Below are 23,649 nucleotides of genomic sequence, written 5' to 3' on the forward strand. Positions count from 1 at the left end.
CCGGCGCGCGGTGACCTCGTCGACGATCCGCTGCCCCTCGGCGGTCAGCGCCAGCCGCGTCTCACGGCGGTCGCCCGGATTGAGCCGCCGTTCGGCGAGGCCGGAGGCGACCAGCCGGTCGACCATCCGCATCGCCGTGGACGGATTGACGCCGAGCCGGTCGGCGATCTCGACGAGCTTGGCCGAACCGTGCGCGGACAGCGTCACCAGCAGCCGGAACTGCGGCAGCGTGACCCGGTCCCCGGCGGCCGCCAGCGAACGGGCGGAGACCGCGACCAGGACACGGGAGGCGGCCAGGACGGCGCGGGTCACCGCGGCGACGTCGTCGTCCCCGGTGGCACGGCACCCGGCGTCGTGGCTCCCGGGCGGAAGCGTCGGTTCGTCCATGTCTCCTTTCTATCCCGTCCTCCCCGCGGCGTGGCGCCGCCCCTCAGGCCGCCCCGGCCCGGCGCCGGGAGCTGTGCGGCTGTGTGGGATCGTGGTGACTCGTGAGGACTTCCGGAGAGGGTGGGCGGCGGCTGCCCCGGCAGCGGGGACACCGCGCCGACCTGCGACGTCGTGCCTCCGGGAGGCCCGGGACGGAGGGTGCGCCCTGTGATCGTGCCGGTGCGTGCGGCGCATGCGCCGGGGGAACGGGGCGGGGGCAGGGCGCACAGGGGCGCTTAGGCTGGTCGGCATGAGTTCCGACATGCGGTCGTTGGCGGTCACTGCGATCGTGCAGACGGAGGAGTGCGCGGTCCTGAGGGTCACCGGTGAGCTGGACCTGCGCACCGAGGAGGCATTCCTCGCCGAGGCGCGGTCCGTCGTCTCGGCCGGCCACCGGTTTCTGGTGCTCGACCTGACCGCCCTGCGCTTCTGCGACTCCCGGGGCCTGAGCTGCCTGCTGGCCCTGGAGTGGCTGTGCCGCAGGCTGGAGGGGCGCCTGCTCCTGGCCTCCCTCGGCGTCCGGATGCTGCGTCTGCTCGTCGGCACCCAGTCGCTGGGCGTTTTCTCCTGCTATCCGACGGTCGGTCATGCCCTGGCCGCCGTCCCCGCCGCCGGCCGCCCCACCTGGCCGCCGCTGGTGGACGACCCCGCGGAGCCCGGGGACCCGGCGGCCTGAGCGCGTCCCGGCGGGCCGCCACCGGAGGCCGCGGCCCCGGCCGCTGCGATCCCGCCGTGTTCCGTCGCCTTCCGGCCCACATCGCGCCGGCGCGGCGCGCCTCCGTACGCGTACGGAACGGTAACCGCCGTCCAGCGACCCGGAGTTCGGACATCTGATGTCCGATCCGCGGTTGGTAGGGTGCGGACCGGCCGTACAGAGGGAGAGGGGACGGGATGCCGCGTCCTGGGGTGCCGCGACAACGCCGCGGTCGGGTGTCCCTCCGCACGGAGGTCGCCGAGGAGATCAAGCGGTACATGCTCGACCACCGGATGCGCCCCGGCGACCCGCTGCCCACCGAGGCCGAACTCTGCGCCGCCCTCGGCACCAGCCGCTCCAGCGTCCGCGAGGCCGTCCGGACCCTGTCCGCCCTCGACATCGTCGAGGTACGGCACGGCCACGGCACCTATGTCGGCGGGCTGGGCCTGTCCGCGCTGGTCGAGAGCATCACCTTCCGCGCCCTCCTCGACCCCGACCACGACCTGCGCACCTGCGCCGACCTGGTGGACCTGCGCGAACTCTTCGAACGCGGCCACGCGGAACGCATCGTCACCTCCCTCACCCCCGCCCAACTGGACACCCTGGACACCCTGGTGACGGAGATGGAGTCCCGTCCGACCCGCGACGGCCGCGCCGCCGCCGACCGCGCCTTCCACGCCCTGCTCGCCGAACCACTCGGCGACGACCTCCTCCGCCGCCTCTCCCAGGCGTTCCGCGACGCCTACGAGACCCTCGCCCCCCGCCTCGGCGTCCTCACCCCCGAGGACGCCCGCCACACCGCCGCCACCCACCGCCGCATCGCCGAGGCCGCCCGCACCCGCGACGCGACCGCCTTCGCCACAGCCGTGGCCGCCCACTACGCCCCGGTCCGCCACAGCCTGGCCACTGCCCGTAGGGACGCGACGGCGAGTGGGGTGGTCCGCCAGGGGTGAGGGATGCCCTGCCGGCCTTCTGGCTTGAAGTGTTCGACACCGTGGTCGACGAAAGGGCGTGCCTGTACGGTGCCCCGGTTCGAACGCGGCAACGATGTCCGCGGGATTCCCAGCAGCGGCGCCACGATGCGGTGGTACCGGAACGGCGCCCGCCCCCGTCACCGAGCGATCAGTTGTGAATGGTGATGCACGCCTTCTTGTTCGGGAACTTGCTCCAGTAGCCGCACATCCGCGTGTTGTTGGGGAAGCTCTTGTTCAGGGTGTGGCTGACGCTGATGGTCTGGGTGCGGCGGGCGGTCTTCGACGGGCCGGTCCACTTGTAGGAGCCCGCCGTCACGACCGGCTTGTCGGTCCATGCGCGGTTGTTGGACTTCTTGCGGAGGGTGAACGAATCGACCTTCAGCTTCGTTCCCTTGACGTCGAGGCAGACCGAACCCGATCCGTCCGTCATCCCCGCGTTGCCCGTGCAGCCGGTGGCCGACGCCGCGGCCGGGGAGGCGCCCACCGCGACCAGTGCCAGGCTGCCGATCGCGACCGCCGACACGGTGCCGACGCGCTGCATGAGGTTCTTCCGCATGGTGTTCCCGTTCTTCCCTTCCGTCCGGTTGAGGAGGCCCTTGTCCGGGCCGGGGGACACTGTGCCAGAAAGTGATCACACATGTCATCCGGGTGAACGGTCCGCGACCGGGCCGTGGTGACGACGGGCACGCCCCGGGAGACCGGGCAGCCTTCCGTACGGCCGCGAGGAACGGATCCGGCCGGTCGTGTCCGGCGGGCGCGCATGGACGCATGGGGTCCGGCGCGCCACCATCATGAGTGACCCCGTCCCACTCCCTCCTCACCCTCCACCCAAGGACCACGCAGAAGGGAAGGCGGCCCGGATGGCTCCCAGCGTTCCCAGTGTCCCCGTCCCCGGACGGGCCGACGTCGTGATCATCGGCGGCGGTGTCATCGGCGCGAGTGTCGCGTTCCACCTCGCCGAGGCCGGCGCCGGAGAGGTGCTCCTCCTGGAGCGCGACCGGCCCGCCTCCGGCTCGTCCGGCAAACCCCTCGGCGGGGTGCGCGCCCAGTTCTCCGATCCGCTCAACATCCAGCTCGGCCGCCGCAGCCTGGACGCCTGGCGCGACTTCGGCCGGCGCCCCGGCGCCGACATCACCCTGGAGACCGTCGGATACCTCTTCCTCCTCGACGGCCCCGGCGAACTCGCCACGTTCGAGGCGGGCGTCACCCTCCAGAACACCTACGGCGTCCCCAGCCGCATCATCACCCCCCGGGAGGCCCACGCACTGTGCCCCTATCTCGACCCCGGGGCGTTCACCGCCGCCGCGTACAGCCCGGACGACGGGCACGCCCGCCCCCGGGCCGCGGTCGACGGATATCTGCGCGCCGCGCGGCGGCTCGGCGCGACCGTCCGCACCGGCTGCCCGGTCACCGCGATCGACCCGGCCGCCAAAGGCCCGGACGGGTACGCGGTCCGCACCCCGTACGGCACCGTGCGCACCTCCGCCGTGATCTGCTGCGCGGGGGCATGGTCCGCCACCGTCGGCGCGATGGCGGGCGTCTGCCTCCCCGTCACCCCGCTGCGCCGCCAGATCGCCTTCACCGGACCGCTGTGCCCCGTACCGCCCCGGCTCCCCTTCACCCTCGACTACCGCTCCACCCTCTACTTCCACAACGACGGCGCCGACGGCCTCCTCATGGGCCTCTCCGATCCCGCGCAACGGCCGGGCTTCGACCGCCGGTTCACCACCGAGTGGCTGCGCCCCTTCCGCGCGGCCGCCGCCCGCCGCGCCCCCGCCCTCGCCGGAGTACCCGTCACCGGCGGCTGGGCCGGGCTCTACGAGGTGACCCCCGACCACAACGCGCTGATCGGCGAGGCGCCCCGCACCGCCGCGCACGGCGGGCGCTTCCTGTACGCCACCGGTTTCTCCGGCCACGGCTTCCTCCAGGCCCCCGCCGTCGGCGAGGTCGTCCGCGACCTCTACCTCGGCCGGGAACCGTTCCTCGACATCGGCCCGCTCTCCGCCGCCCGCTTCAGCGGCGACCTCACCGCCACCCGCCCCGAGGCCCACATCATCTGACCCCGAGGCACCGGGGCGCACACCCACCGGCGAGGGCGCAGCGCATGACACCGCCCGCGCCCCACGACCCCCGAGGAGCCCGCCCATGACCACCACCCCTCACGTGCGTGTGCCCGACACCGCCGCGCTCCGCGAGCGCGCCAGGTCCGCACTGCGCCGCTGCGGCGCCGACCCCGAGGCCCACGGCATCTTCGCCGCACCCGAGGGCCCCGCCCCCGACGGCACCCTCGCCGCCCGCACCCCGCTCACCGGCGGCACCCTCGCCCTGCTGCCCGCCACCACCCCCGCGGAGGCCGACGCCGCCGTGGCCGAGGCCCACCGCGCGTTCCTTCAGTGGCGCACGGTGCCCGCCCCGCGGCGCGGCGCCCTCGTCAAACGGCTCGGCGCGCTGATCACCGAGCACCGCGAGGACCTCGCCGACCTGGTCACCCTCGAGGCCGGCAAGATCCGCTCCGAGGCGCTGGGCGAGGTACAGGAGATGACCGACGTCTGCGACCTCGCCGTCGGGCTCTCCCGGCAGCTCCACGGCCGCACCATCGCCGGGGAACGCCCCGGCCACCGGCTCTCCGAGACCTGGCACCCGCTCGGCGTCGCCGGCGTCCTCACCGCCTTCAACTTCCCCGTCGCCGTCTGGTCCTGGAACACCGCGATCGCCCTGGTCTGCGGCGACCCCGTCGTCTGGAAACCGTCCGAGCTGACCCCGCTCACCGCGTTGGCCTGCCACACCCTGCTGGCCCGCGCCGCCGCCGGCACCGGCGCCCCGCCCGGCGTGCACCGGCTGCTGCTCGGCGGCCCCGCCCTCGGCGAACGGCTCGCCGCCGACCCACGGGTGGCCCTCCTCAGCGCCACCGGATCGGTACGGATGGGACGGCAGGTCGCCCCGCGCGTGGCCGCCCGCTTCGGCCGGGCGCTGCTCGAACTCGGCGGCAACAACGCCGCCGTCGTCACCCCCTCCGCCGACCTCGACCTCACCGTCCGCGCCGTCGTCTTCGCCGCCGCGGGCACCGCCGGCCAGCGCTGCACCACCCTGCGCCGCCTGATCGTCCACGAGGACATCGCCGACGAGCTGACGGCCCGCGTCGTACGCGCCTACGAACAGCTCCCGGTGGGCGACCCGTTCGACCCCGCGACCCTCGTCGGCCCCCTCGTCCGCCCCGCCGCCCACACGGCGCTGACCGAGGCCCTCGCCGCCGCCCGCGCCGACGGCGGCACCGTCCTCACCGGCGGCGACCGCTGCCCCGCCGACGGGGCGCCCGACGCCGTCTACGTCCGCCCCGCCGTCGTCCGGATGCCGCGGCAGACCGCGATCGTCCGCACCGAGACCTTCGCGCCCCTGCTGTACGTCCTGACCTACCGCACCCTCGACGAGGCCATCGCCCTCAACAACGACGTGCCGCAGGGCCTGTCGTCCAGCATCTTCACCCGCGACCAGCGCGAGGCCGAACGCTTCCTGGCCGCCGACGGCTCCGACTGCGGCATCGCCAACGTCAACATCGGCACCTCGGGCGCGGAGATCGGCGGCGCGTTCGGCGGGGAGAAGGAGACCGGGGGCGGGCGCGAGGCGGGCTCCGATGCCTGGCGCGCCTATATGCGCCGCGCCACCAACACCGTCAACCACTCGGCGGACCTGCCGCTGGCCCAGGGCGTCACCTTCCTCTGACCTGGGGCGGGCGGGCCCGCCCCAGGTCGCGGACCAGGGTGGGGGAGGGGCGCGGGATCTCGCCGAAGTCCTCGTCGTCCCCCTCCACCGTCAACCGGTTGATGACGTGCTCCAGTGCGGCGGGCAGCGTGGGGGCGAGCCCGCTGTGCCACTGGACGAGCAGATTGTGCCGGGCCTCGTCCGGCAGCAGCTGGTGCTCGTCGAACGCCGGGACCGCGCGCCGCTCCTCGTCCGGCGTGTGCGCGGCCTGCCGTCGCCAGTGGGCCGCGTCGCGGAACTCGCCGTCCCTGCGGTGGGCGAGATAGAGGCAGTACGCGGCGGTCCTGCTGCCGGCGCCGGCACCGAAGTGCCACCAGAAGTGCGCCGCCCGCGTGCGCCCCGTGATGTGCAGCAGACAGGCGAAGACCAGCGCGCCCTCGGGGTCGATGCGGTGGTCGTCCACCAGCCGTTCCAGGCTGGCGGCGGCGGCCGCGGCGTTCACCACCAGAGCGCAGGCCAGGTCGAGTTCATGGGTGGCCTCGTCGCGTGCGCTGAGGTAGACGGTGGGCGCGCCGCGGTCGGGGCGGTGCGCTCCGGCGGGGCGGTGCGGGCCGTCGTCCCCGCCCGGTTCTTCGAGTACGCCGAGGCCGGCGAGATCACCGAAGCCGGCCAGGTCGTCGATGCCGGCCATCTCGGCGGCGGCGTCCAGCAGCGCGTCGAGGCTGCCGTGCCGGCCGGTGGGGTCCGTGGGCGGCATGATCCTTCTCTCCTCGTGTCAGTCCTGCGGGTGTCCGGGGGCCCGGCCGGGCGGGCCGTCCCGGGTGTGCTCCTGGACCTCCATGCCGAGGGCCGCGGCGAGCTTGCGGCGGCCGCGGCTGGCGTGCGAGCGGACGGTGGCCTCGTCGATGCCGAGCAGCGCGCCGATCTGCGCGTCGCTGTAGCCGATGACATGGCGCAGCACGATGACGTCGCACTGCCGCTCGGGCAGCCGCGCGATCGCCGAATAGAGCCCCAACTGGCTCTCCAACAGCGCGAACTGCTGCTGGCACTCGCGCAACAGGGCGTGCGCCACGACGGCGAAGGCCGCGGTCCCGGTGAGCGCGGTGGGCCGCTCGTGGTCGTAGAGCCGGTCCACCACCTGCTCCTTGAGGACCGACCAGGCGAACGCCTCCACCGACGCCTGCCGCAGCGCGTGCGGCCACAGCACCTCCAGCTGCCGGAACGCGGCGCGGGTCACCTCGCGGGCCGTGTCCCCGCTGCCGGTGTGGAGATACGCGTACGTCAGCCATTTGCGGGCGTGGGTCGCGTGGAACGCCTCGAAGGTGAGGGACATCCGGTGCTCGGAGCGGCGCGCCGCGGAGGGGCCGTTCCCGCTCATGGGCGCCCCTCGCGGGCGTACGGGGCCTGTCGCCACCGCGTGCGAGGCGCGGTCGCACACCGGCGGCGGGGGAGCGCGGCCCCTGCCGCCGGCCGGGCGTGCGCCCGCGCGTACGCCGTCTGGGGGCGGTCCCGGTCTGCGTTCACGAGACGTCCTCGTTCCGATCGCCGTGCACCGCCGCCCGCGGGACAACCGGTGTGCCGGGGCAGCGGGAGGACTGTTGCCCTCAGGTTCCAATGAACCGCACACAGGGGCCGTTTGTGGCACCGAGGGCCAAGAATTCTTCTTTCGGGTATTCATATGACTACGGGTGACGGGGTTCCGCCGCAGGTGACCGGTGGGACACCGCGCGCACCACCCGGCGTACGGCACAAGGGGCCGCGCCCCCGCATGATCCGCCGCGTACCGGGCAGGAGGCCGAAGCCGCACGGCACCAAGTGCCCCGCGGCACCGCACCGCCCGAGCGCGGCGCCCGGCCACGAGGGGGAAGCACGATGAGCGCACACGACGGACCCGTGGTGGACCTCCGGCTGGACCGGGCCCACTCCGCCCGGATCTACGACTACTTCCTCGGCGGCAGGACCAACTTCCTCGCCGACCGGCAGGCCGCCGGCCGCGTCCTGGACGTCTTCCCCGCGGCCCTGGTCGCCGCCCGCGTCAACCGCGAGTTCATGCACCGTGCCACCAGGTTCCTCGTGGAGTCGGGCATGCGCCAGTTCCTCGACATCGGCACCGGCATCCCCACCCGCCCCAACCTCCACGACATCGCCCAGGGCATCGCCCCGGACTCCCGCGTCGTCTACACCGACAACGACCCCATCGTCCTCGCCCACGCCGCCGCCCTGCTGCGCAGCACCCCCGAAGGACGCACCGCCTACGTCCAGGCCGACGCCACCGACCCCGGGAGCATCCTCCGCTCCCCCCAGCTCCTGGGCACCCTCGACCTGGGCCGCCCCACGGCCCTCAGCCTCAACGCCCTCCTGCACTTCGTCACCGACGACGGCCGCGACCGCGCCCGCACCGTCGTCGAAACCCTCAAGGACGCGCTGCCCAGCGGCAGCACCCTCGCCGTGACCCATGCCACGGCCGACTTCGCCCCCGAGGCCATGGGCCACATCATCACGATCTACCGGGACGCGGGCACGGACCTCCAGCTCCGCACCCGCGCCGAGTTCACCCGGTTCTTCGACGGCTGGGAACTGCTGGAACCGGGCATCACCCTCTCCCACCAGTGGCGCCCCGACAGCCCCGGGGACACCACACACATCACCGACGCCGAGGCCGCCTGCTACGCCGCCGTCGCCCGCAAACCCTGACCCCTCACCGCTTGCGGTAGTCGTACGCCTCCCCGGCCGCCGCCGCGACCGCGGCCAGGTCCGCGCCCGCCGACGCGGTGACCACGGCGGCCACCGCGCCCTCCACGAACGGCGCGTCCACCAGCCGGGACCCCTCGGGCAACTCGTCACCCTCGGCGAGCAGCGTCTTCACCGTCAGCACCGCACTGCCCAGATCGGCCAGGAGCGCCACACCGGCCCCCTCGTCCACCGACCGCGCCGCCCGGACGATCAGCTCCGCACTGGTGCCGAGACCGCCGTCCGGGGTGCCGCCGGCGGCCGCGACCGGCGCCGTGCCACCACCGGCCAGCCCCGCGGCCAGCGCCGCCACCGACTCCGCCACCGGGGCGCTGTGCGACACCAGCACGATCCCGACCCGCGCCGCCTCCGTACCACCGCTCATGACGCCACCTCCGCCAGGGCAGCGAACAGCAGGGCCGAGGACGTCGCCCCCGGGTCCTGGTGCCCGATGCTGCGCTCGCCCAGATAACTCGCCCGCCCCTTGCGGGCCTGGAACGGCACGGTCGCCAGCGCGCCCTTCTCGGCGGCGCGGGCCGCCTCCCCGAACGAGGCGCCCAGGGCCTCCACCGCCGGTACGAGCGCGTCGAGCATGGTCTTGTCGCCGGGCGCCGCGCCACCGAGCTGCGCCACCGCGTCCACCCCCGCCCGCAGCGCCGTGCGCAGCTCCTCCCTCCCGACCGCGGGCGCGTCGCCGAGCGCCTTGCCGGTGCGCCGCAGCAGCGTCCCGTAGAGCGGCCCGGAGGCGCCGCCCACCGTCGAGACCAGCTGCCGTCCGGCGGCGGTCAGCACGGCGCCGGGGGTCCGCGGGGTCTCTTCCTCCAGCAGGGTGGTGACGGCGGTGAAGCCGCGCCGCATGTTGCTGCCGTGGTCGGCATCGCCGATCGCGGCGTCCAGATCGGTGAGGCGGTCGGCCTCCCGCTCGACCGACGCGGCGCAGGCCGCCAGCCAGCGGACGAAGAACGCGGCGTCCAGGGCCGTTTCGGGCACGGGGTGCTCCTCTGCTCGGGGGTACGGATGGGGCACGTGCGTACTCATGGTGCCCACCGTGCGGCGGAACACGCCGTAGGCCACGACACACGACACCCACGACGGCCCCGTGGCACGCCGGGCACCGCCCGCCTCAGCAGCCCCAGCGCAGCCCCGGCGTCCGCACCGGCGCGTCCCACAACCGCAGCAGTTCCTCGTCCACCTGGCACAACGTGACCGAACAGCCCGCCATGTCCAACGACGTCACATAGTTGCCGACGAGCGTACGGGCCACCGCCACCTGCCGCTCCTCCAGCACCCGGTGCACCTCCGCGCCGAACCCGTACAGCTCCAGCAGCGGGGTCGCGCCCATCCCGTTGACCAGTACCAGTACCGGCAGCCTCGGCCGCAGGTCCTCCAGGACGGCGTCCAGCGCGAAGTCGGCGATCTCCCGGGACGTCATCATCGCGCGCCGCTCCCGCCCCGGCTCGCCGTGGATGCCGACGCCCAGCTCCAGCTCCCCTTCGGGCAGGTCGAACGTCGGACCGCCCTTGGCGGGGGTGCTGCACGGCGCCAGCGCCACCCCGAAGCTCCGCGACCCCTCGACGACCCGCCGGGCCAGCGCCTCCACCCGCTCCAGCGGCTGTCCCTCCGCGGCCGCGGCCCCGGCGATCTTCTCCACGAACAGCGTCGCCCCCGTGCCCCGCCGCCCCGCGGTGTACGTCGAATCGGCCACCGCCACGTCGTCGTCGACGAGCACACTGGCGACCATGATGCCCTCGTCCTCCGCCAACTCCGCCGCCATCCGGAAGTTCAGCACGTCACCCGTGTAGTTCTTCACCACGAACAGCACACCGTGCCCGCTGTCCACGGCCGCCGCGGCCCGCACCATCTGGTCCGGCACCGGCGACGTGAACACCTCACCGGGACACGCCGCATCCAGCATCCCCGGCCCCACGAACCCCGCGTGCAACGGCTCATGTCCGCTCCCGCCCCCCGACACCAGCGCCACCTTCCCGGCGACCGGCGCGTCCCGCCGCACGACCACCCGGTGCTCCGGGTCCACCACCAACTCCGGATGAGCCGCCGCCATCCCCCGCAGGGCATCGGCGACGACGGTCTCGGGAACATTGACGAGCATCTTCACGGGTACTCCCTGGTGCGACTGGCAACTCACCGCCCGAGCAGTGTTCTCGCAGGTCATCCCCTGTGTGGGCGACTGTCGATCTGGGCTGTCCTGGCGGTCCTGAGGGGCTTCCGGCGGGTCTCCTGCTGGCTCGATGCCGACCTTTCCGACGGTTCGTCGGACGTGCCCGGCTTGTTCGGCGAGCCGTCGGCTGGATCGGTTCAGCCCCAGTATCAGGTCCTCGATGCCCGAGGTCACGGAGATCGCCGGATCGGGGCGGTGCTGGAGGGGCATGACGATGGACGACGTTCATGTTCCCTACGGGCTGTGCACCGCGCCGTCCGATGCCGCCGCCGGCGGGCACGACGGCCCCGTCCGTCTGGGTTACGGCCACTTCCGTACCGACGTCTCCTACCTGCCGGAACTGGAGGCGTACCTCGCTGACCTGCTCCGGAACCGAAAAAACCTGGCCGCCCCCTCACCCCGATCCACGTCGGGTGACGTTCACGAGTGGTGACAGCGCTGGGGTACGTGCTCTCCGTAGTTCTCCGGAGAGATGTCGGATGCCTGTCGGCGGTGTGTCGGTGCGGGCTGCGACCTTGGACGGGTTGGTGCTTCCCCCGAGCACGCCGCCCCCGAGCGCAAGGAGCCTGTCATCGTGTCTTCCGCATCCCAGAGCCGACCGTGGGACGTTCAGCGGCTGCCGTCCGCCGAGGGCAGGATCTTCCTGGTCACCGGGGGCAACGCCGGGATCGGCTACTTCGTCGCGGAACAGCTCGCCGCCACCGGTGCCGTCGTCGTACTCGGCAGCCGGGACGCCGCGAAGGCCGACGCCGCCAAGGCCTCGATCCGCTCGCGCGTCTCCGGCGCGCACGTGCGGCACCTTCCACTGGACCTCGCCAACCTGTCGTCCCTGAAGACCGCCGTGGACAGGCTGGATTTCGAGCATCTCGACGCGGCGGTCTACAACGCGGGGGTCGCGCTCGACGACCCGCCGCGCCGGGAGACCGAGGACGGCCACGAGCTGATGTTCGGCACCAACCACCTCGGCCACTTCGCGCTCACCCAGCGGCTGGCCCCGCTGCTGTCCGCGGCGCCGGCAGGCCGCATCGTGACGGTGGGCAGCTTCGCGGCACGGTCCGAGCGACTGGACCTGAACGATCTGCAGTCGACCCGGGACTACCGGCCCAAGCGCACCTACGGCCGATCGAAGCTGGCACAGATGTCCTTCGGCTTCGAGCTCGACCGCCGCCTGCGCGCGGTCGGCAGCACGGTGCTCAGCGTGGTGGCCCACCCCGGCGGCGCACTGGACTCCCTCACCCCCTCCCGCCCGCCGGTCCGCGTGACACCCCCCGGCCAACGGCTGCGCGCTCTGCCCGCCGGACTCCTGGTACAGGGCAAGGACGCCGGGGCATGGCCCGTCGTCCGCGCCGTCCTCGACCCGCAGGTGCGGGGAGGACAGCTCTGGGGACCGAGGGTCTTCGGCCTGCGCGGCGCACCACGGCGTGAGCCCGTCCCCTCCCACATGACCGACCCGGCCGCCGCCGCTCGCCTCTGGGCGGCCAGCAGCGAGCTGGCCGGCACCGATCCGGACCTCGGCTTCCGGTAGGGGCAAGTGGTACTCAGGGGCGGTTGTGGCCAAGGAACTGCCAGGCCGCCCCGATGTCCCGGCTTGCCGCCGTCTGCGCTGACGCCGCGAACGTCAAGCCGCCCGAACCCTCACCTTCAGCCGTTACCAGCCGTCAGATCCATTCCTCGTCGGCCGTCAGGTCGCTGGACGCCTCGCCGGTGTTGACGACCCCCGGCGGATCCATGACGACGATCTCGCACTCCTGCTCGGCACGCGGCCTGTGAGGAACGCCGCGCGGCACGACGAACATCTCCCCGGGCCCCACCACCGCACTCGGACGGTCCGCGAGGTCGATGGTCAGCTCGCCCCGGACGACGATGAAGAGTTCATCGCCCTCGGGGTGGTGGTGCCAAACAAATTCGCCCTGAACCTTGACCGCCCTGAATTCGAGACCGTTCGCTTCAAGAACCGTCTTCGGTGACCAGCGCTCGGTCACTTTGGCCAGCTTTTCCTCGATGTTGACGGGGTTTTCCGGCCGGGCCATGCGTAGGTCTCCTCGCTCTGTCTGGGGGGAGCTGCGGGGCGTAGCAGCCGGTGCCGTCTCGAAGCCTTATCGCCGAACTCGCATGCCGTAGGGACTGCCCTGGTCGGCGGCGGGAAAAGGGCTTTCCGAGCGGGCGCGACAGCCGTCAGCATCGGACGGTGGGTGGCGGGCTGTCAACCCGGAGTGTCGAGGACGCGACGAGGACCGTGTGAGGACAGGGCCACGAAGAATGCTCCTTGAATGGTGCAACCGCACGTTCCTGTATGCCGGTCGATTCCACCACGGCGCACCGCTGTTCCGTGCTTTCCGTGACCGCACCGCGCCGTGTGGCGGGACGACTCCGACGAGTTTGGGAATCACGGAAAGGACGTCTACCTCACGATGACCGAGACTCAGATCGGGCCCGCGGGCTCGGGGGCGGCGATCGCCGAGGACGCGATCGTTCCCGAGGAAATCAAGGGCGACATCACGCGCTTCATGCAGGACGGCTTCATCGGCCCGGTCAAGCTGTACGAGCCCGACGAGGCAGCCGAGATTCTGCGTGAGGTGCGCATCAAGAACCAGGACACCACCCACTCGGTGTTCAACAACAGCATGAACTACGACCGGCACCTGGACATTCCGGAGCTGTCGCGCCACGTCACGCACCCGAAGATCCTCACGTATCTGAATGCGATCCTCGGGCCCGATGTGCTGTCGTGGCGCACAGAGTTTTTCGCAAAGTTCCCCGGATCCCGGGGCACCGAGTGGCACCAGGTCCGTGATTACAGCTACGCCACCGGCAAGCCGCAGCTGGTGCCGACGAAGACGGACTGGAACGCGTACATCGACATCACCGTGTGGACGACCTTCACGCCGGCCACCAAGCGCACCGGCTGCATGAAGTTCGTGCGTGGTTCCCACCGCGAGCGCATTTTCGACGAGGCCAAGTCCCCGGCGCGCGGCCGTGAGGCGCGCTACTCGGCGGACCACGTCACCACGTTCACCAAGGAGACCGGCTTCTACGGCTACGACTTCTCCGACTTCGCCGTCGATCCCCATGGGGAGCCGCGTCCCGAGGACGTCGCCGAGGTGGAGCTGCAGCCCGGCGAGGCGCTCATCTTCACCGAGACGCTGAGCCTGCTGGCGATGACGGGCACCACGCTCCGGCTGCCCACACCGTCACGGCGCCGCTCCGTCAGCCCTGGACCGGAGTGACCTTGATCGGAGGCAGGGCGCGCATGCAGGAGGTGTCGCCGGGCTTGCCGGTGCGGAGGAAGTGCGAGGAGACGTCGGCGACGCAGCGGCTGGGCTCCAGCTCGGGGACGTGCCCCATGTTGCGGACCGAGAAGAACCGGCTGTCGCGGAACTGCGCGGCGGCCTTCTCGCCGCTGGCGTCGGGCGTGTTGGCGTCGAGGTCGCCGGAGACCACGAGCACCGGGACGTCGGGAAGCTTGGGCTTCGTGGGCTGCGGGGCAGGAGTGTTCTCGCGCGGCCAGTCGATGCACACGTCACCGGCGTCCGTGGTGCCCTCGGTGAAGCCCTTGGCGCTGAACGCACCGTGCTCACCGGGACGTACGGAGGCCAGCGCGGCGTTGTACTGGCGCCACCGCACGGAGCGCGGCGCGTCCTTCGACCAGGCCCTGCGGTAGTCGTTGCAGGTGACCGCGATGTACGGCGCCTGGTCCACCGTGCTGCCCGTCTCTCCCTCCTCCTGGACCAGCTTCTTCAGCGGGCCGGCATCGCCCTTCACGAAACGGTGGAGAGCGTTCGGCAGTTGGCCGAGCAGCGAGGGCTCGCCCGGTTCGAGGCCGACCTGGCTGCTGGCCGCCTCGAACAGCAGATTGGCGAGCTTGTCCTCGGTGAACCTCTTCTTGTAGAGGCCGGCTTCGCTGGTGATCGGCACCGTCATGGGCCGGGCGCGGAGCCGCGCGGCCGTGGTGGCCAGATCCTTCACGGCCTGCTTCCCGTCACATGCGACGGGAACACCGCGCTCGCACACCCGGCGCAGACTCAACGAGACCGCCTGCGCGCTGGGGCGCGCCAGCGGGTCGAGCGCGAGGGGGAAGGCGCCGGACAGCACGATGGAGCGTACGTGCCCGGGGTGGCGGGAGGCGTACACCGGCATCAGGTACGTGCCGTAGGACAGCCCGTACAGGCTCAGTTTCCGTACGCCGAGGCGGGCCCGGATCGCGTCGATGTCGTCGGCGGTGGCCGCCGAGGTGTAGCCGGCGGCCTTGGGCCCGAGGTTCTTGGCGCACCGTTCGACCGCGGCCCGCTGCTGGGCACGGGTGCCGAAGCGGTACTCGGCGTCGGTGACCCCGCAGGGGACGCGCTGCGACGCCCCGGTGCCGCGCGGGTCGACGAGCAGCACGTCATGGTCCTTCAGCAGGCTCTCCAGGCCCCAGGCGAACGCCTCGGCCTTGTCGATCGAGGTCTCGCCCGGCCCGCCGGGGTTGACGGCGACGGTGCCCTTGGCGGGACCGGGTGCGCTGTGGCGTACGACCGCGTAACTCACCTTGACGGTACCGAGCTTCGGCTTTCCCGCGACGAGCGGGCGGTCCACCTGGCCGCAGTCGACCTGGTGACCGTCCACGCTCGGGCACCAGGCGGGTGCCGCGGACGCCGCGCGTCCGTCCACGGGCACGGAAGCGGTGGCGGTCGCCATCGGCAGCGCCGAAGCCATCACCGCCATCATGCTCGCGACCAGACCCGCACGCCGCGCCGTTCTCCTGTACCTCATGGCCTCTCCTCTGCCCCGGGTTCCTCGGACTCCCCGAACCCCTGGTGTTTCTCAGGTGCGGTCGTCATGTTGGCGGGTGTACTTCACAGGAACGGCAGAGAAGCGGCAAAGGCGTGTAAGAAACGGAAGTGGTGGGTCGGAAGGTCGCGCTCCTCGGGCAGATCCGGTCGGGCATGAGCCCTCGTGCCCGGCGGGGGCACTGTGCTCTGGTGCTTGGTCCCGCTGCGGCCCCGCGTGACCGGCGTTCCCTCACGTGTACGTAGGCCACAGCCCGCCCTCGCGTCACGGGAGCACGACATCCTCAAGCTCGCCGTGAACAGGAGAGCCGGTGCGGTGATGGTGGCGAAGGAACAGCGGCCGGCCGGCGGAGGAGCGCTCGCCCGTTCCACGGCCCTCCCTTCCCCCGCACGTGGGGGGCAGAGGCACACGACACAGGCCACAGGGGTGGCGTACGGGGCCTGCCGCGCCCCTAGAATTGAAGAGTTCTTCAATTCACTAGTTGTCATGGCAGCTAACCAGATCGTGATGCGGAGGTCTTGGGTGGGCGATTTCACGGAGGCGGTACGGGAGCGCGTGCGTCGGGCACGGGCCGCCGCCGAAGCCGCGTACGAGGCTGAGGACGCCTATGAGGTGGCGGTGGCGGAGGACGAACTGGAGGACGCCCTGCGGATCGCCCGCAATGTCGGCGTGGACCCCGGACCCGCGCCGGAGAACGGGCACACGGTGTGAACGGAGCGCGGGCGCTCTGGTCCGGGTGAGTGAGCCGGGCGGCGCGGCCGGAGTGCCGTGATACGGCCCCAGGGCGCTGCCGGGCAGGTGGTGCACGGTGGCCGGGACGGCGTCGCCGGCCGGAGGACGGATTCGCGCCGAAGCCGCCCGCCGTGCCGGTGACCTAGGACGACGCGCGCCCCGGCGGTTTCCTCTCGGACGAGGCGTCCCGCAGGTCCGCCAGCAGCTCGGCCTGCCCGGCCAGCACGCCCGACAGGATCGTGCGCGCCACCCGCAGCAGTTCGGCCACGTGAGGACTGGCCAGCGAGTAATAGACGGTCGAGCCCTCCTTGCGGGTGACGACCAGATTCGCCCGCCGCAGCACCGCCAACTGCTGTGACAGATGGGCCGGGCCGACACCGACCTCCGGCAGCATCTGCGCCACCGCGTGCTCCCGCTCGCTCAGCAGCTCCAATACGCGGATGCGCACCGGGTGCCCCAGCGTCTTGAAGAACTCGGCCTTGAGCTGGTACAGCGGTGCGCTCACCGGGCCGACCTCCCGCCGCTCCCGGCTCTCCACGGCCCGTACGGCCGCGCCTTCGCGCATCGCACCCCTCGCATCCTGTCTGCCATGCGGCCATCCTCGCCCAGGTCATCCCAGGTGATGACCTGGAGAATTGCCAACGTTAGCAACTCCATAAGTCCTCGGAGGGACACGTGCGGGGCGAGCCTCTGCGTGGCGACTTGACCTTCCAGCGCGCTGGAAGGTCTAACGTTCCGGGCAGGACGACGAGCCGGGAGGACGAGCAGGATGCGGATCACGGTGCTGACGGTGCCGGAGTGCCCGAACGCCCCCCTTGCCCTGGAGCGGGTCACTGCGGCGGTGGCGGACCGGTCGGCGCAGGTGGAACTGGTGGAGATCCATGATCAGGAGCAGGCCGTCGCACGCGGGATGACCGGCTCGCCGACGATCCTGGTGGACGGCGTGGACCCGTTCGCGCCGGCCGGCGCGGTGCCGAGCGTGTCGTGCCGGCTGTACCGGGAGCCGGACGGCACGACCGCCGGCGCCCCGAGCGTGGCCGCGTTGCGTGAGGCACTCGCCGCTGCCGGTCGGCCACGGACCACAGGGCACTGTCGTGAGGTGACGGCCCTCGAAGTGGTCGGACGGGGCGGGCGGGGACGCCGCGCGCCGGCCGAGCGGGGCCTGCGGGCGGTCCACCAGGCGGTCCTGCGGCACTTCGCCGGCACCGGGGCGGCTCCGGATTCCGATGCGCTGGCTCGTTCAGCGCGGTGGCCAGGGCCTTGAGATGGTGAGCTTCAAGTGCTTGGCCCCGGAGGGGCTCACCCGGTAGGCGTGACATCACCACGACCGGCTCCTCGGCGGCGAGATCCACACTCCACGGGGCGGGGGCGAGCCCTGGCGCACAGGAGGTGAGCAGTGTCAGCGCGCGCCACTCCCGCTCGCACTCCTCGCGACTGTCGCGCCGGAACCTTTTGATCACGCGGTGGGAACGGATCGTCACGGCATGCGTGCTCCACGGTACGGACGTCATGGAACGGCATCTTCCCCGTGGCCGCGAGGGCCGGTACACGGAACCTGTGTCCTCCGGGAGGGAGCCGGCCTGAACCCGCCCCAGCCCGTGCCCGCCCGCCCCGATCGCGCTCGCCCGCCCGGTCAGCCCTCTGACACGGACGCAGTCGTCTCGCCGCCCCGGGGTGCGACGGTTGCGGTCCGGTTCACCGCCGGCTGGTCCGGCCAGGTGAACGCGTACGAGGGGTCGGTGCCACGGCTCACCCGTACGAAGCGCAGCAGCTCGCGGACGATGCCCGCGTTGCCCATGCCCCATCCGGTCCGGGGTTCCAAAGCGCTCGGGATGGCCCGGTGTTCGACGTTGGACCACCGGGCGCCGTCGGTGTCGCGGGTCGCCCGGGACATGAGGTCCGTGACGAGGAGGTGGGCGAAGGCCGGGTGGTCGTCCTGCTCGGCCATGCGGTCGCAGGCCAGCGCGAGTACGCCCGCGGTGCCGCAGCAGCGTCCGTTGTTGTCCCAGAAGCCGGGGCGCAGGCGGCGCGGCAGGCCGGAGCGGGTGACGGTGTGCCAGCAGCGGTCGGCGAGGGTCTGCCAGGCGGGGGCGTCGAGGACGTCCCGCAGCAGCCGGAAGACCTGGGCGTCCCCGGCCGGGCCGTGGCACCAGCCGTAGCTGTAGCGGGGGGTGGTGCCGGGGTGCTCCTGGGGGTCGGAGTGGGGGACGAGGAAGCCGGCCGGTCCCGCCTCGTCGCGCGCCACGACGTCCGCGGCACCGGACCGGGCCAGTTCGACCAGGTCGGCGCGGCCCGTGGCGCGGCCGACGCACGCGAGCGCGTACACGATGCCGAGGGTGCCGTGCGAGAGATGGTGCAGTCGTGACTCCCGGTCCCGGTGCCATTCCCAGCAGACGCCCGCCCGCGTCTGCTCGGCGGTGCGCGGATAGGGCTCCACCGCGAGCACGGCCAGGTCGGTGTCGCCGGCCGCCAGCGCGCCGATGCCGATGCCGGCGTTGCCGCCGATCAGGTCGAACATGTCGCCCCAGCGGGTCCCGTCGAAGCGTGAGCGCACCAGCGCCAGGGCCCGGTCGGCGGCGGCAGCGGCGTCCGGGGCGTCCAGCGCCTCGTGGACGGCGCGCAGGGCGACGGCGATGCCGGTGAGGCCGCAGTACAGGGAGGGGTTCTCCTCGTCGTCGACGGCGGTGGACAGGCCGCGGGCGGCGCGCCGCGCGGCGTCGGCGTACCGGTCGTCGCCGAAGTGCCGCCAGGCTTCCAGGAGGACGGGGACGACACCGGCCGTGCCGCTGTAGAGCGTCGGGTCGGTCGCGTCGTCGGAGGGGGCGTCGGGCCAGGCGAGGCCGTGGCCCCCGGTCTCCCGGGCCTGGGCGAGCAGCCAGCGCAGCCCTTCCGCCGCCGTCGCCTCGGCCTCGTCGACCGTGATGTCCGTGGTGTCCACTACCGTCATGGCGCCCACTGTGGCACGCGGCGCGGCACCCGCACGGCCAGGCTTCACCGTCACGTGGGGGGTGAAATTCTTTCGCGCGGTGGACGCGCCCGGCGTACGGGAACGCGGGCGAAAGGGCGGGATCTCCCCGGGGACGGCGCGCACCTGGCCGAGGAGGCGTGGAGGAGCGGGGAACCCGTACGGGGATGACTGCCCGGAGGCGGCGGCAGCCCCCGGCCCCGCCGCCCCGGCACACGCTCCCGGGGCGGCGGGACCTGGGGCGGGCGTCAGGAGCCCAGGTGGTAGGCCCGCAGGATCGTCTGCTCCACGCTGCCGCCGTCAGCGGTGCGCGCCGTGGCCTTCAGGGACACGAAGGGGCCGGCGCCCGCGGGCGGGGTGACGGTGACGCGGTGGCCCTTGGTGCCGTCGGCGGTCACCGGCGCGTCCTGCCAGGTCGCGCCATCGTCGAAGGAGACCCGCACGGTGAGGCTCTTGGCCGCGGAGGGCGCGGCGCCCGCCTGGCGCTCCACCCGCGCGGTCAGGGTGTGCCGGGCCCGCGCGGTCCGGTTGGCGGCGTCGACGGGGGCGGTGAACCGTACGACGTCCAGCGGCAGCGGCTCGCCGCGTACCGCGCCATCCGTGCCGGGGGTGACCGGCGCGGAGCGGAACGTCCACGCGGTCTCCACCGTTGCCGACAGCGGGGCCCACGGCTCCTTGCGGGTGGCACGGGCCGTCAGACGGTAGGTGCCCGTGTCGTCGCGGACGGCGAAGTCGGCCCGGGGGGTGTCGGCGGAGCCGAGCTCCTTGCCGTCCTTGGTGAGGGTCAGACGCACGGTGTCCTGCTGCCAGTCGGGCATCGGGCCGCCGTAATGGCCGGCGGCCGCGTCGCTGAACAGCTGCGGTTCCGCGGTGAGCGTGCCGTCGCTGGAGCGGACGACCGACGCGGCGCCCTTCCTGACGGGCGCCAGGCCCGGGCCGATGACGGCGGCGTTCCACCGTTCGGTGCAGGTGGCGCCCGCCGCGCACGCGGTGGTGCCGGTCTGGACGACGGGCAGCGGCAGGATCTCCCCGCCCTCGCCGGTGTGCTGGCTGAAGTACGTCTCGCGGGTCTGGCCGCGCACGGTCAGGTACTCGGTGCGGGCCGCGGGCAGCGCGAAGTCCGGTTCGGCGATGCTCACCGCGCCCAGCCCGGACGCCGTCGGCCAGCTGGAGAGGCCGCCCGCGGTGCCGGGCGCCTGGGCGTGGAAGGTGGTCCGCACGGCGGCGAGGTCCGCGCGGGTGACGCGGAACGCCGGGTCGGGGAGGCGGCCGGTGCTGAGCAGCAGCAGGTCGTAGTGGTCCGGCAGCCGGCCCTTGGGGGCCCGGGCGCCGTTCTGGATGCTGCGGACGAAGAAGGTGAGGGTGCCGTCGGTCACCTTCTCGCCGGGGACGGCGAAGAGCCGTCCGGGCCTGCCGAGCAGGACGCTCTGGTCCGCGCACTCCGTCTCCCCGTCCGGGCGGTGGCAGTAGCCCGCCGACAGCGAGTACGGCCGCGCCCCGGCGTCGGGCACGGCGACGGTGATCGGCCTGCCCTGCCGGGCGTCCACCGTGAACCGGTCGTCCCGGCCGATGTCCAGCCCGGACCGCAGGAACAGAGTCGAGGTCGGCGCGTCATCGCCGGCGCCCGGGGTGACCAGGGTGCCGCCGAGGTTGTAGCGGCCCTCCGGTACGCGGGCGGTGGCCTTGCCGTCGGTGAAGACCAGCGGGAACGACGTCCCGTCGGCGAGGTTCGTCAACCGTACGGAGGAGAAGCCCTGTTCGCGTGAGCCCGGACCGAGGGGGGCGCCGTGGCGGTCGACGGCCTCGACCGTGACCTGGTGGCGGACCGCCTCCTTGGTGAACGCGAAGGCCGGGCCGGTCACCACGGTGCCGCCGTCCCCGGTCGCCGTCAGACGGCCGGTGTACGAGGTGCCCGCGGCGGCGGCCCCCGGGTCGACGGTGACGGTGACGCGGGCCGTGCCCCCGGCGGGGACGGACACCGTGGCCGGCGCGACGGTGAACAGGCCCCCGGGACCGGGCTTGCCCGCGCGGCCGGTGGCGGCCGCGGTCAGGGCGAGAGTCACCTTCGTGGCAGCGGTGTTGTGGTAGGTGACGGTGCGGGTCACCGGGGTGGTCGCCTTCGGGTCGTCGGCGTACACCCCGGTGTCCTCGGCGGTGGCGTACACCTTCTGCGTGGTCGCCCGCGCCACGTCCAGGCGCCCCGCGCCCTGCTCGTACGCCCCCTGCCCGGCGATCGGCTTCGCCGAGGACATCAGCGCGGCCTTGAGCTGCGGCCCCTTCCAGTCGGGGTGGGCCTGGGCGAGCAGCGCGGCGGCGCCCGCGACGTGCGGCGCGGCCATCGAGGTGCCCGACAGCGTGGTGTAGCGCTCACCGGCAGGGCCGTCGCCGGTACCCGCGGCGCGGGCCGCGACGATGCCCATGCCGGGCGCCGTCAGATCGGGTTTGACGACATGTCCGCCCTGGCGCGGTCCCCGGCTGGACAGCGACGCGAGTGTGTCGTTCCGCTCCACGGCGCCCACCGTCAGCGCGGCGTCCGCCGTGCCCGGGGTGCCGATCGTGCCGGGGCGTCCGCTGTTGCCCGCGGCCGCCACGAACAGGGTGCCGTGCCGCGCGGAGAGGCTGTCGACGGCCTGGGAGAGCGGGTCGGTGCCGTCGGTGGCGGCGCCCGTCAGGCTGAGGTTGACGATCGGTGCCCGTTCCGCGGCCCACTCCATGCCCTGGAGGACCCACGACTCCTGCCCGTCACCGTTGTCGTCCAGCACCTTGCCGACCATCAGTTCGGCGTCGGGGGCCATGCCCCGGTAGCGGCCGTCGGAGGCGCTGCCGTCCCCGGCGATGGTGGACGCCACATGCGTGCCATGGCCGTCGCTGTCGGGAGCGCCGCCCTTCGTGTCGCCCCCGTCCCGGGTGAAGTCGGCCGACCCGCCGACCCTGCCGGAGAGATCGGGATGCGCGGCGTCGACACCGGTGTCCAGCACCGCGACCTTCACGCCCTTGCCGGTCCACCCGGACTTCCACGCCTGCGGCGCGCCGGCCTGGGCCGTACTGCGGTCCAGGCGCGCGCCGACCCGGCCGTCGAGCCACAGCTTCGCCACCCCGCCGGAGAGCGCGGCGGCCGCCTTCCCCCGCGACGCGGAGGGGGCCCACTCCTTCCACACCTGCGGCATCCGCTTCTTGTCGGCGCGCAGGGCGGCGCCGTGCACACTCGGCAGGGCACGCACCGCCCCCGTACCGGACGGTGGTGACGCGGCGCGCTGCGCGGCGTCCTTGCCGTAGGTGACGATCAGCGGCAGCCGCGGGCTGCGGGCGTCGTCGTACCCCTGGGCCACCAGCCCCGTGATGTCGAACAGCCGCGGGTCCAGATGACCGGCGCGCAGCGGCGCCACCGCGTCCTGCGGCACCAGCGACACCCGGCCGCCGGACCCCTGCTGGGCGAACGCGATGTCCCCGCGCCCGGGTCCGGGCCGCACCGTGACCACCGACACCGCGCCCTTCGCGCCGACCCGCGCGGTGACCTGGTCCCCCGTGACGAGGGTGACCCTCACCACGGAGCCCGTCCCGTCCGCCGCTCCGGCCGGTGCCGCACCGGCGGGTGGTACGGCCGCCGTCCCCAGCAGCAGGGCGCCCGCCACCACGGCGGCGGGCGGTCCCGCCGTACGTATGCCTCGCATACGCGTCCTCTCGCTCGCACGGCCCCGCGCGAAGATTCCGGGCGTGGCCGCTCGCTTCTGTCTCGACCGGACGACGGAGCGGACCGGGTGCGAGGAGGTCGTACGACGCCGGAAAAATTTTTTGAGGAGATCTCACGGGCCGTGACATCCCCGCGCCCGGCCCGCTCCGTCGAGGGGGCAGAGACGAACGGAGGCACGCCATTGCGTACCGGGGACCTGGAGGAATTCCGCGGCTTCGCCGAGGAGCGGCTGGCGCACCTGCGCCGTACCGCCTACCTGATGTGCGGTGACTGGCACCACGCCGAGGACATCGCGCAGACGGCGCTGGCGAAGCTGTACGCCGTGTGGGGCCGCCGGCGCCAGATACGGAACATGGAGGCGTACGCCCACCGCGTACTGACCCGGACCTGCGTGGACCACATGCGGCGGCGCTGGCGCCGCGAGCAGCCCGCGAGCGTCCTGCCCGACCGGGCCGCGCCCTGCGCCGATCCCGCGCTGGGACTCCAGGTGCGTGCCGCGCTGGACGCCCTGCCGCCGCGCCAGCGGGCGGTGGTGGTGCTGCGCTACTGGGCCGACCTGGACATCGCCGCGACCGCGGCGGCCCTGGGCTGCACCGCGGGAACCGTCAAGAGCCACACGGCGCGGGCCCTGACCCGGTTGCGCGGCCTGCTGGGGGACGACGGGGAACCCGGCGCACCCGGCGCGTTCGCCCCACCCACCGATGCCACTCGAAGGAAGGTCGCACTGCGATGAACCACCACGACGTCAAGAACCTGCTGGAGGAGGGGCTCGGCACCGAGCCGCCCCTG

General features: G+C 73.2%; 23 protein-coding genes. 11 read left to right on the forward strand and 12 right to left on the reverse strand.

Going from position 1 to position 23,649, the window contains the following annotated elements; all coding sequences use genetic code 11:
* A partial coding sequence (locus AC51EU_RS10750) for a MarR family winged helix-turn-helix transcriptional regulator (RefSeq protein WP_496266553.1) occupies positions 1-387 on the reverse strand: 387 nt, incomplete at its 3' end.
* Between the two features lie 289 nt (positions 388-676).
* Between AC51EU_RS10750 and AC51EU_RS10755 the strand changes: the two genes are divergently transcribed.
* Entirely contained in the window at positions 677-1,102 is a 426-nt protein-coding gene (locus AC51EU_RS10755) for an STAS domain-containing protein (RefSeq protein WP_496266555.1), read from the forward strand.
* 230 nt (positions 1,103-1,332) lie between these two features.
* Positions 1,333-2,073, forward strand: coding sequence for a FadR/GntR family transcriptional regulator (locus tag AC51EU_RS10760; RefSeq protein ID WP_496266579.1), 741 nt, complete (start codon positions 1,333-1,335; stop codon positions 2,071-2,073).
* 169 nt (positions 2,074-2,242) lie between these two features.
* Here AC51EU_RS10760 and AC51EU_RS10765 read toward each other — a convergent pair whose 3' ends face one another.
* Entirely contained in the window at positions 2,243-2,650 is a 408-nt protein-coding gene (locus tag AC51EU_RS10765) for a hypothetical protein (protein ID WP_496266556.1), read from the reverse strand.
* 304 nt (positions 2,651-2,954) lie between these two features.
* Between AC51EU_RS10765 and AC51EU_RS10770 the strand changes: the two genes are divergently transcribed.
* Positions 2,955-4,154, forward strand: coding sequence for an NAD(P)/FAD-dependent oxidoreductase (locus AC51EU_RS10770; RefSeq protein WP_496266557.1), 1,200 nt, complete (start codon positions 2,955-2,957; stop codon positions 4,152-4,154).
* A gap of 85 nt (positions 4,155-4,239) precedes the next feature.
* Positions 4,240-5,814: an L-piperidine-6-carboxylate dehydrogenase gene (amaB, locus tag AC51EU_RS10775; protein ID WP_496266558.1), complete on the forward strand. Its 1,575-nt coding sequence runs from the start codon at positions 4,240-4,242 to the stop codon at positions 5,812-5,814.
* On the opposite strand, the gene AC51EU_RS10780 is transcribed toward amaB, so the two are convergent.
* Both AC51EU_RS10780 and AC51EU_RS10785 read right to left on the reverse strand, forming a co-directional pair.
* Entirely contained in the window at positions 5,801-6,550 is a 750-nt protein-coding gene (locus AC51EU_RS10780) for a hypothetical protein (protein ID WP_496266559.1), read from the reverse strand. The two genes, amaB and AC51EU_RS10780, sit on opposite strands and share 14 nt — an antisense overlap.
* Positions 6,551-6,568: 18 nt before the next feature.
* A complete protein-coding gene (locus tag AC51EU_RS10785; protein ID WP_496266560.1) occupies positions 6,569-7,171 on the reverse strand; it encodes an RNA polymerase sigma factor in 603 nt (200 codons plus the stop codon).
* Between the two features lie 494 nt (positions 7,172-7,665).
* Here AC51EU_RS10785 and AC51EU_RS10790 point away from each other — a divergent pair, with 494 nt between their 5' ends.
* Positions 7,666-8,487, forward strand: a complete 822-nt coding sequence (locus AC51EU_RS10790; protein WP_496266561.1) for an SAM-dependent methyltransferase — start codon at positions 7,666-7,668, stop codon at positions 8,485-8,487.
* Between the two features lie 4 nt (positions 8,488-8,491).
* Here the strand turns inward: AC51EU_RS10790 and AC51EU_RS10795 are convergent, their stop codons facing one another.
* From AC51EU_RS10795 to dhaK, 3 genes are all read right to left on the reverse strand, one after another.
* The gene (locus tag AC51EU_RS10795; RefSeq protein WP_496266562.1) at positions 8,492-8,908 is read right to left on the reverse strand and encodes a PTS-dependent dihydroxyacetone kinase phosphotransferase subunit DhaM; all 417 of its coding nucleotides are present in this window, start codon (positions 8,906-8,908) and stop codon (positions 8,492-8,494) included.
* A complete protein-coding gene (gene dhaL / locus AC51EU_RS10800) occupies positions 8,905-9,513 on the reverse strand; it encodes a dihydroxyacetone kinase subunit DhaL (RefSeq protein WP_496266563.1) in 609 nt (202 codons plus the stop codon). The genes AC51EU_RS10795 and dhaL overlap by 4 nt, the downstream gene beginning before the upstream one ends.
* A gap of 133 nt (positions 9,514-9,646) precedes the next feature.
* A complete protein-coding gene (dhaK, locus tag AC51EU_RS10805; RefSeq protein ID WP_496266564.1) occupies positions 9,647-10,639 on the reverse strand; it encodes a dihydroxyacetone kinase subunit DhaK in 993 nt (330 codons plus the stop codon).
* Between the two features lie 223 nt (positions 10,640-10,862).
* Here dhaK and AC51EU_RS10810 point away from each other — a divergent pair, with 223 nt between their 5' ends.
* Both AC51EU_RS10810 and AC51EU_RS10815 read left to right on the forward strand, forming a co-directional pair.
* Positions 10,863-11,135 carry a hypothetical protein gene (locus tag AC51EU_RS10810; RefSeq protein ID WP_496266565.1) on the forward strand — a complete coding sequence of 91 codons (273 nt, stop codon included), beginning with the start codon at positions 10,863-10,865 and terminating at the stop codon, positions 11,133-11,135.
* A 141-nt stretch (positions 11,136-11,276) separates the two neighbouring features.
* Positions 11,277-12,227, forward strand: a complete 951-nt coding sequence (locus AC51EU_RS10815; protein ID WP_496266566.1) for an SDR family NAD(P)-dependent oxidoreductase — start codon at positions 11,277-11,279, stop codon at positions 12,225-12,227.
* Between the two features lie 133 nt (positions 12,228-12,360).
* On the opposite strand, the gene AC51EU_RS10820 is transcribed toward AC51EU_RS10815, so the two are convergent.
* A complete protein-coding gene (locus AC51EU_RS10820; RefSeq protein WP_496266567.1) occupies positions 12,361-12,732 on the reverse strand; it encodes a cupin domain-containing protein in 372 nt (123 codons plus the stop codon).
* A 381-nt stretch (positions 12,733-13,113) separates the two neighbouring features.
* Here AC51EU_RS10820 and AC51EU_RS10825 point away from each other — a divergent pair, with 381 nt between their 5' ends.
* Positions 13,114-13,929 (forward strand): phytanoyl-CoA dioxygenase family protein, encoded by an 816-nt coding sequence (locus AC51EU_RS10825; protein ID WP_496266568.1) that lies wholly within the window; start codon positions 13,114-13,116, stop codon positions 13,927-13,929.
* Here the strand turns inward: AC51EU_RS10825 and AC51EU_RS10830 are convergent.
* Positions 13,910-15,454, reverse strand: a complete 1,545-nt coding sequence (locus tag AC51EU_RS10830) for an alpha/beta fold hydrolase (protein ID WP_496266569.1) — start codon at positions 15,452-15,454, stop codon at positions 13,910-13,912. The two genes, AC51EU_RS10825 and AC51EU_RS10830, sit on opposite strands and share 20 nt — an antisense overlap.
* Positions 15,455-15,958: 504 nt before the next feature.
* Between AC51EU_RS10830 and AC51EU_RS10835 the strand changes: the two genes are divergently transcribed.
* On the forward strand, positions 15,959-16,183 hold the full coding sequence (locus tag AC51EU_RS10835) for a hypothetical protein (RefSeq protein ID WP_496266570.1): 225 nt from the start codon (positions 15,959-15,961) through the stop codon (positions 16,181-16,183).
* A gap of 163 nt (positions 16,184-16,346) precedes the next feature.
* Here AC51EU_RS10835 and AC51EU_RS10840 read toward each other — a convergent pair whose 3' ends face one another.
* Positions 16,347-16,709 (reverse strand): ArsR/SmtB family transcription factor, encoded by a 363-nt coding sequence (locus tag AC51EU_RS10840; RefSeq protein WP_496266580.1) that lies wholly within the window; start codon positions 16,707-16,709, stop codon positions 16,347-16,349.
* A 264-nt stretch (positions 16,710-16,973) separates the two neighbouring features.
* On the opposite strand from AC51EU_RS10840, the gene AC51EU_RS10845 reads away from it, so the two are divergent.
* A complete protein-coding gene (locus AC51EU_RS10845; RefSeq protein ID WP_496266572.1) occupies positions 16,974-17,468 on the forward strand; it encodes a thioredoxin family protein in 495 nt (164 codons plus the stop codon).
* 369 nt (positions 17,469-17,837) lie between these two features.
* On the opposite strand, the gene AC51EU_RS10850 is transcribed toward AC51EU_RS10845, so the two are convergent.
* Entirely contained in the window at positions 17,838-19,151 is a 1,314-nt protein-coding gene (locus AC51EU_RS10850; RefSeq protein WP_496266574.1) for a lanthionine synthetase LanC family protein, read from the reverse strand.
* A gap of 266 nt (positions 19,152-19,417) precedes the next feature.
* Positions 19,418-22,840, reverse strand: coding sequence for a S8 family serine peptidase (locus AC51EU_RS10855; protein ID WP_496266576.1), 3,423 nt, complete (start codon positions 22,838-22,840; stop codon positions 19,418-19,420).
* A 201-nt stretch (positions 22,841-23,041) separates the two neighbouring features.
* Here AC51EU_RS10855 and AC51EU_RS10860 point away from each other — a divergent pair, with 201 nt between their 5' ends.
* Positions 23,042-23,593, forward strand: a complete 552-nt coding sequence (locus AC51EU_RS10860; protein ID WP_496266578.1) for a SigE family RNA polymerase sigma factor — start codon at positions 23,042-23,044, stop codon at positions 23,591-23,593.
* Positions 23,594-23,649: the final 56 nt, after the last annotated feature.

This window comes from Candidatus Streptomyces philanthi, assembly GCF_059553635.1.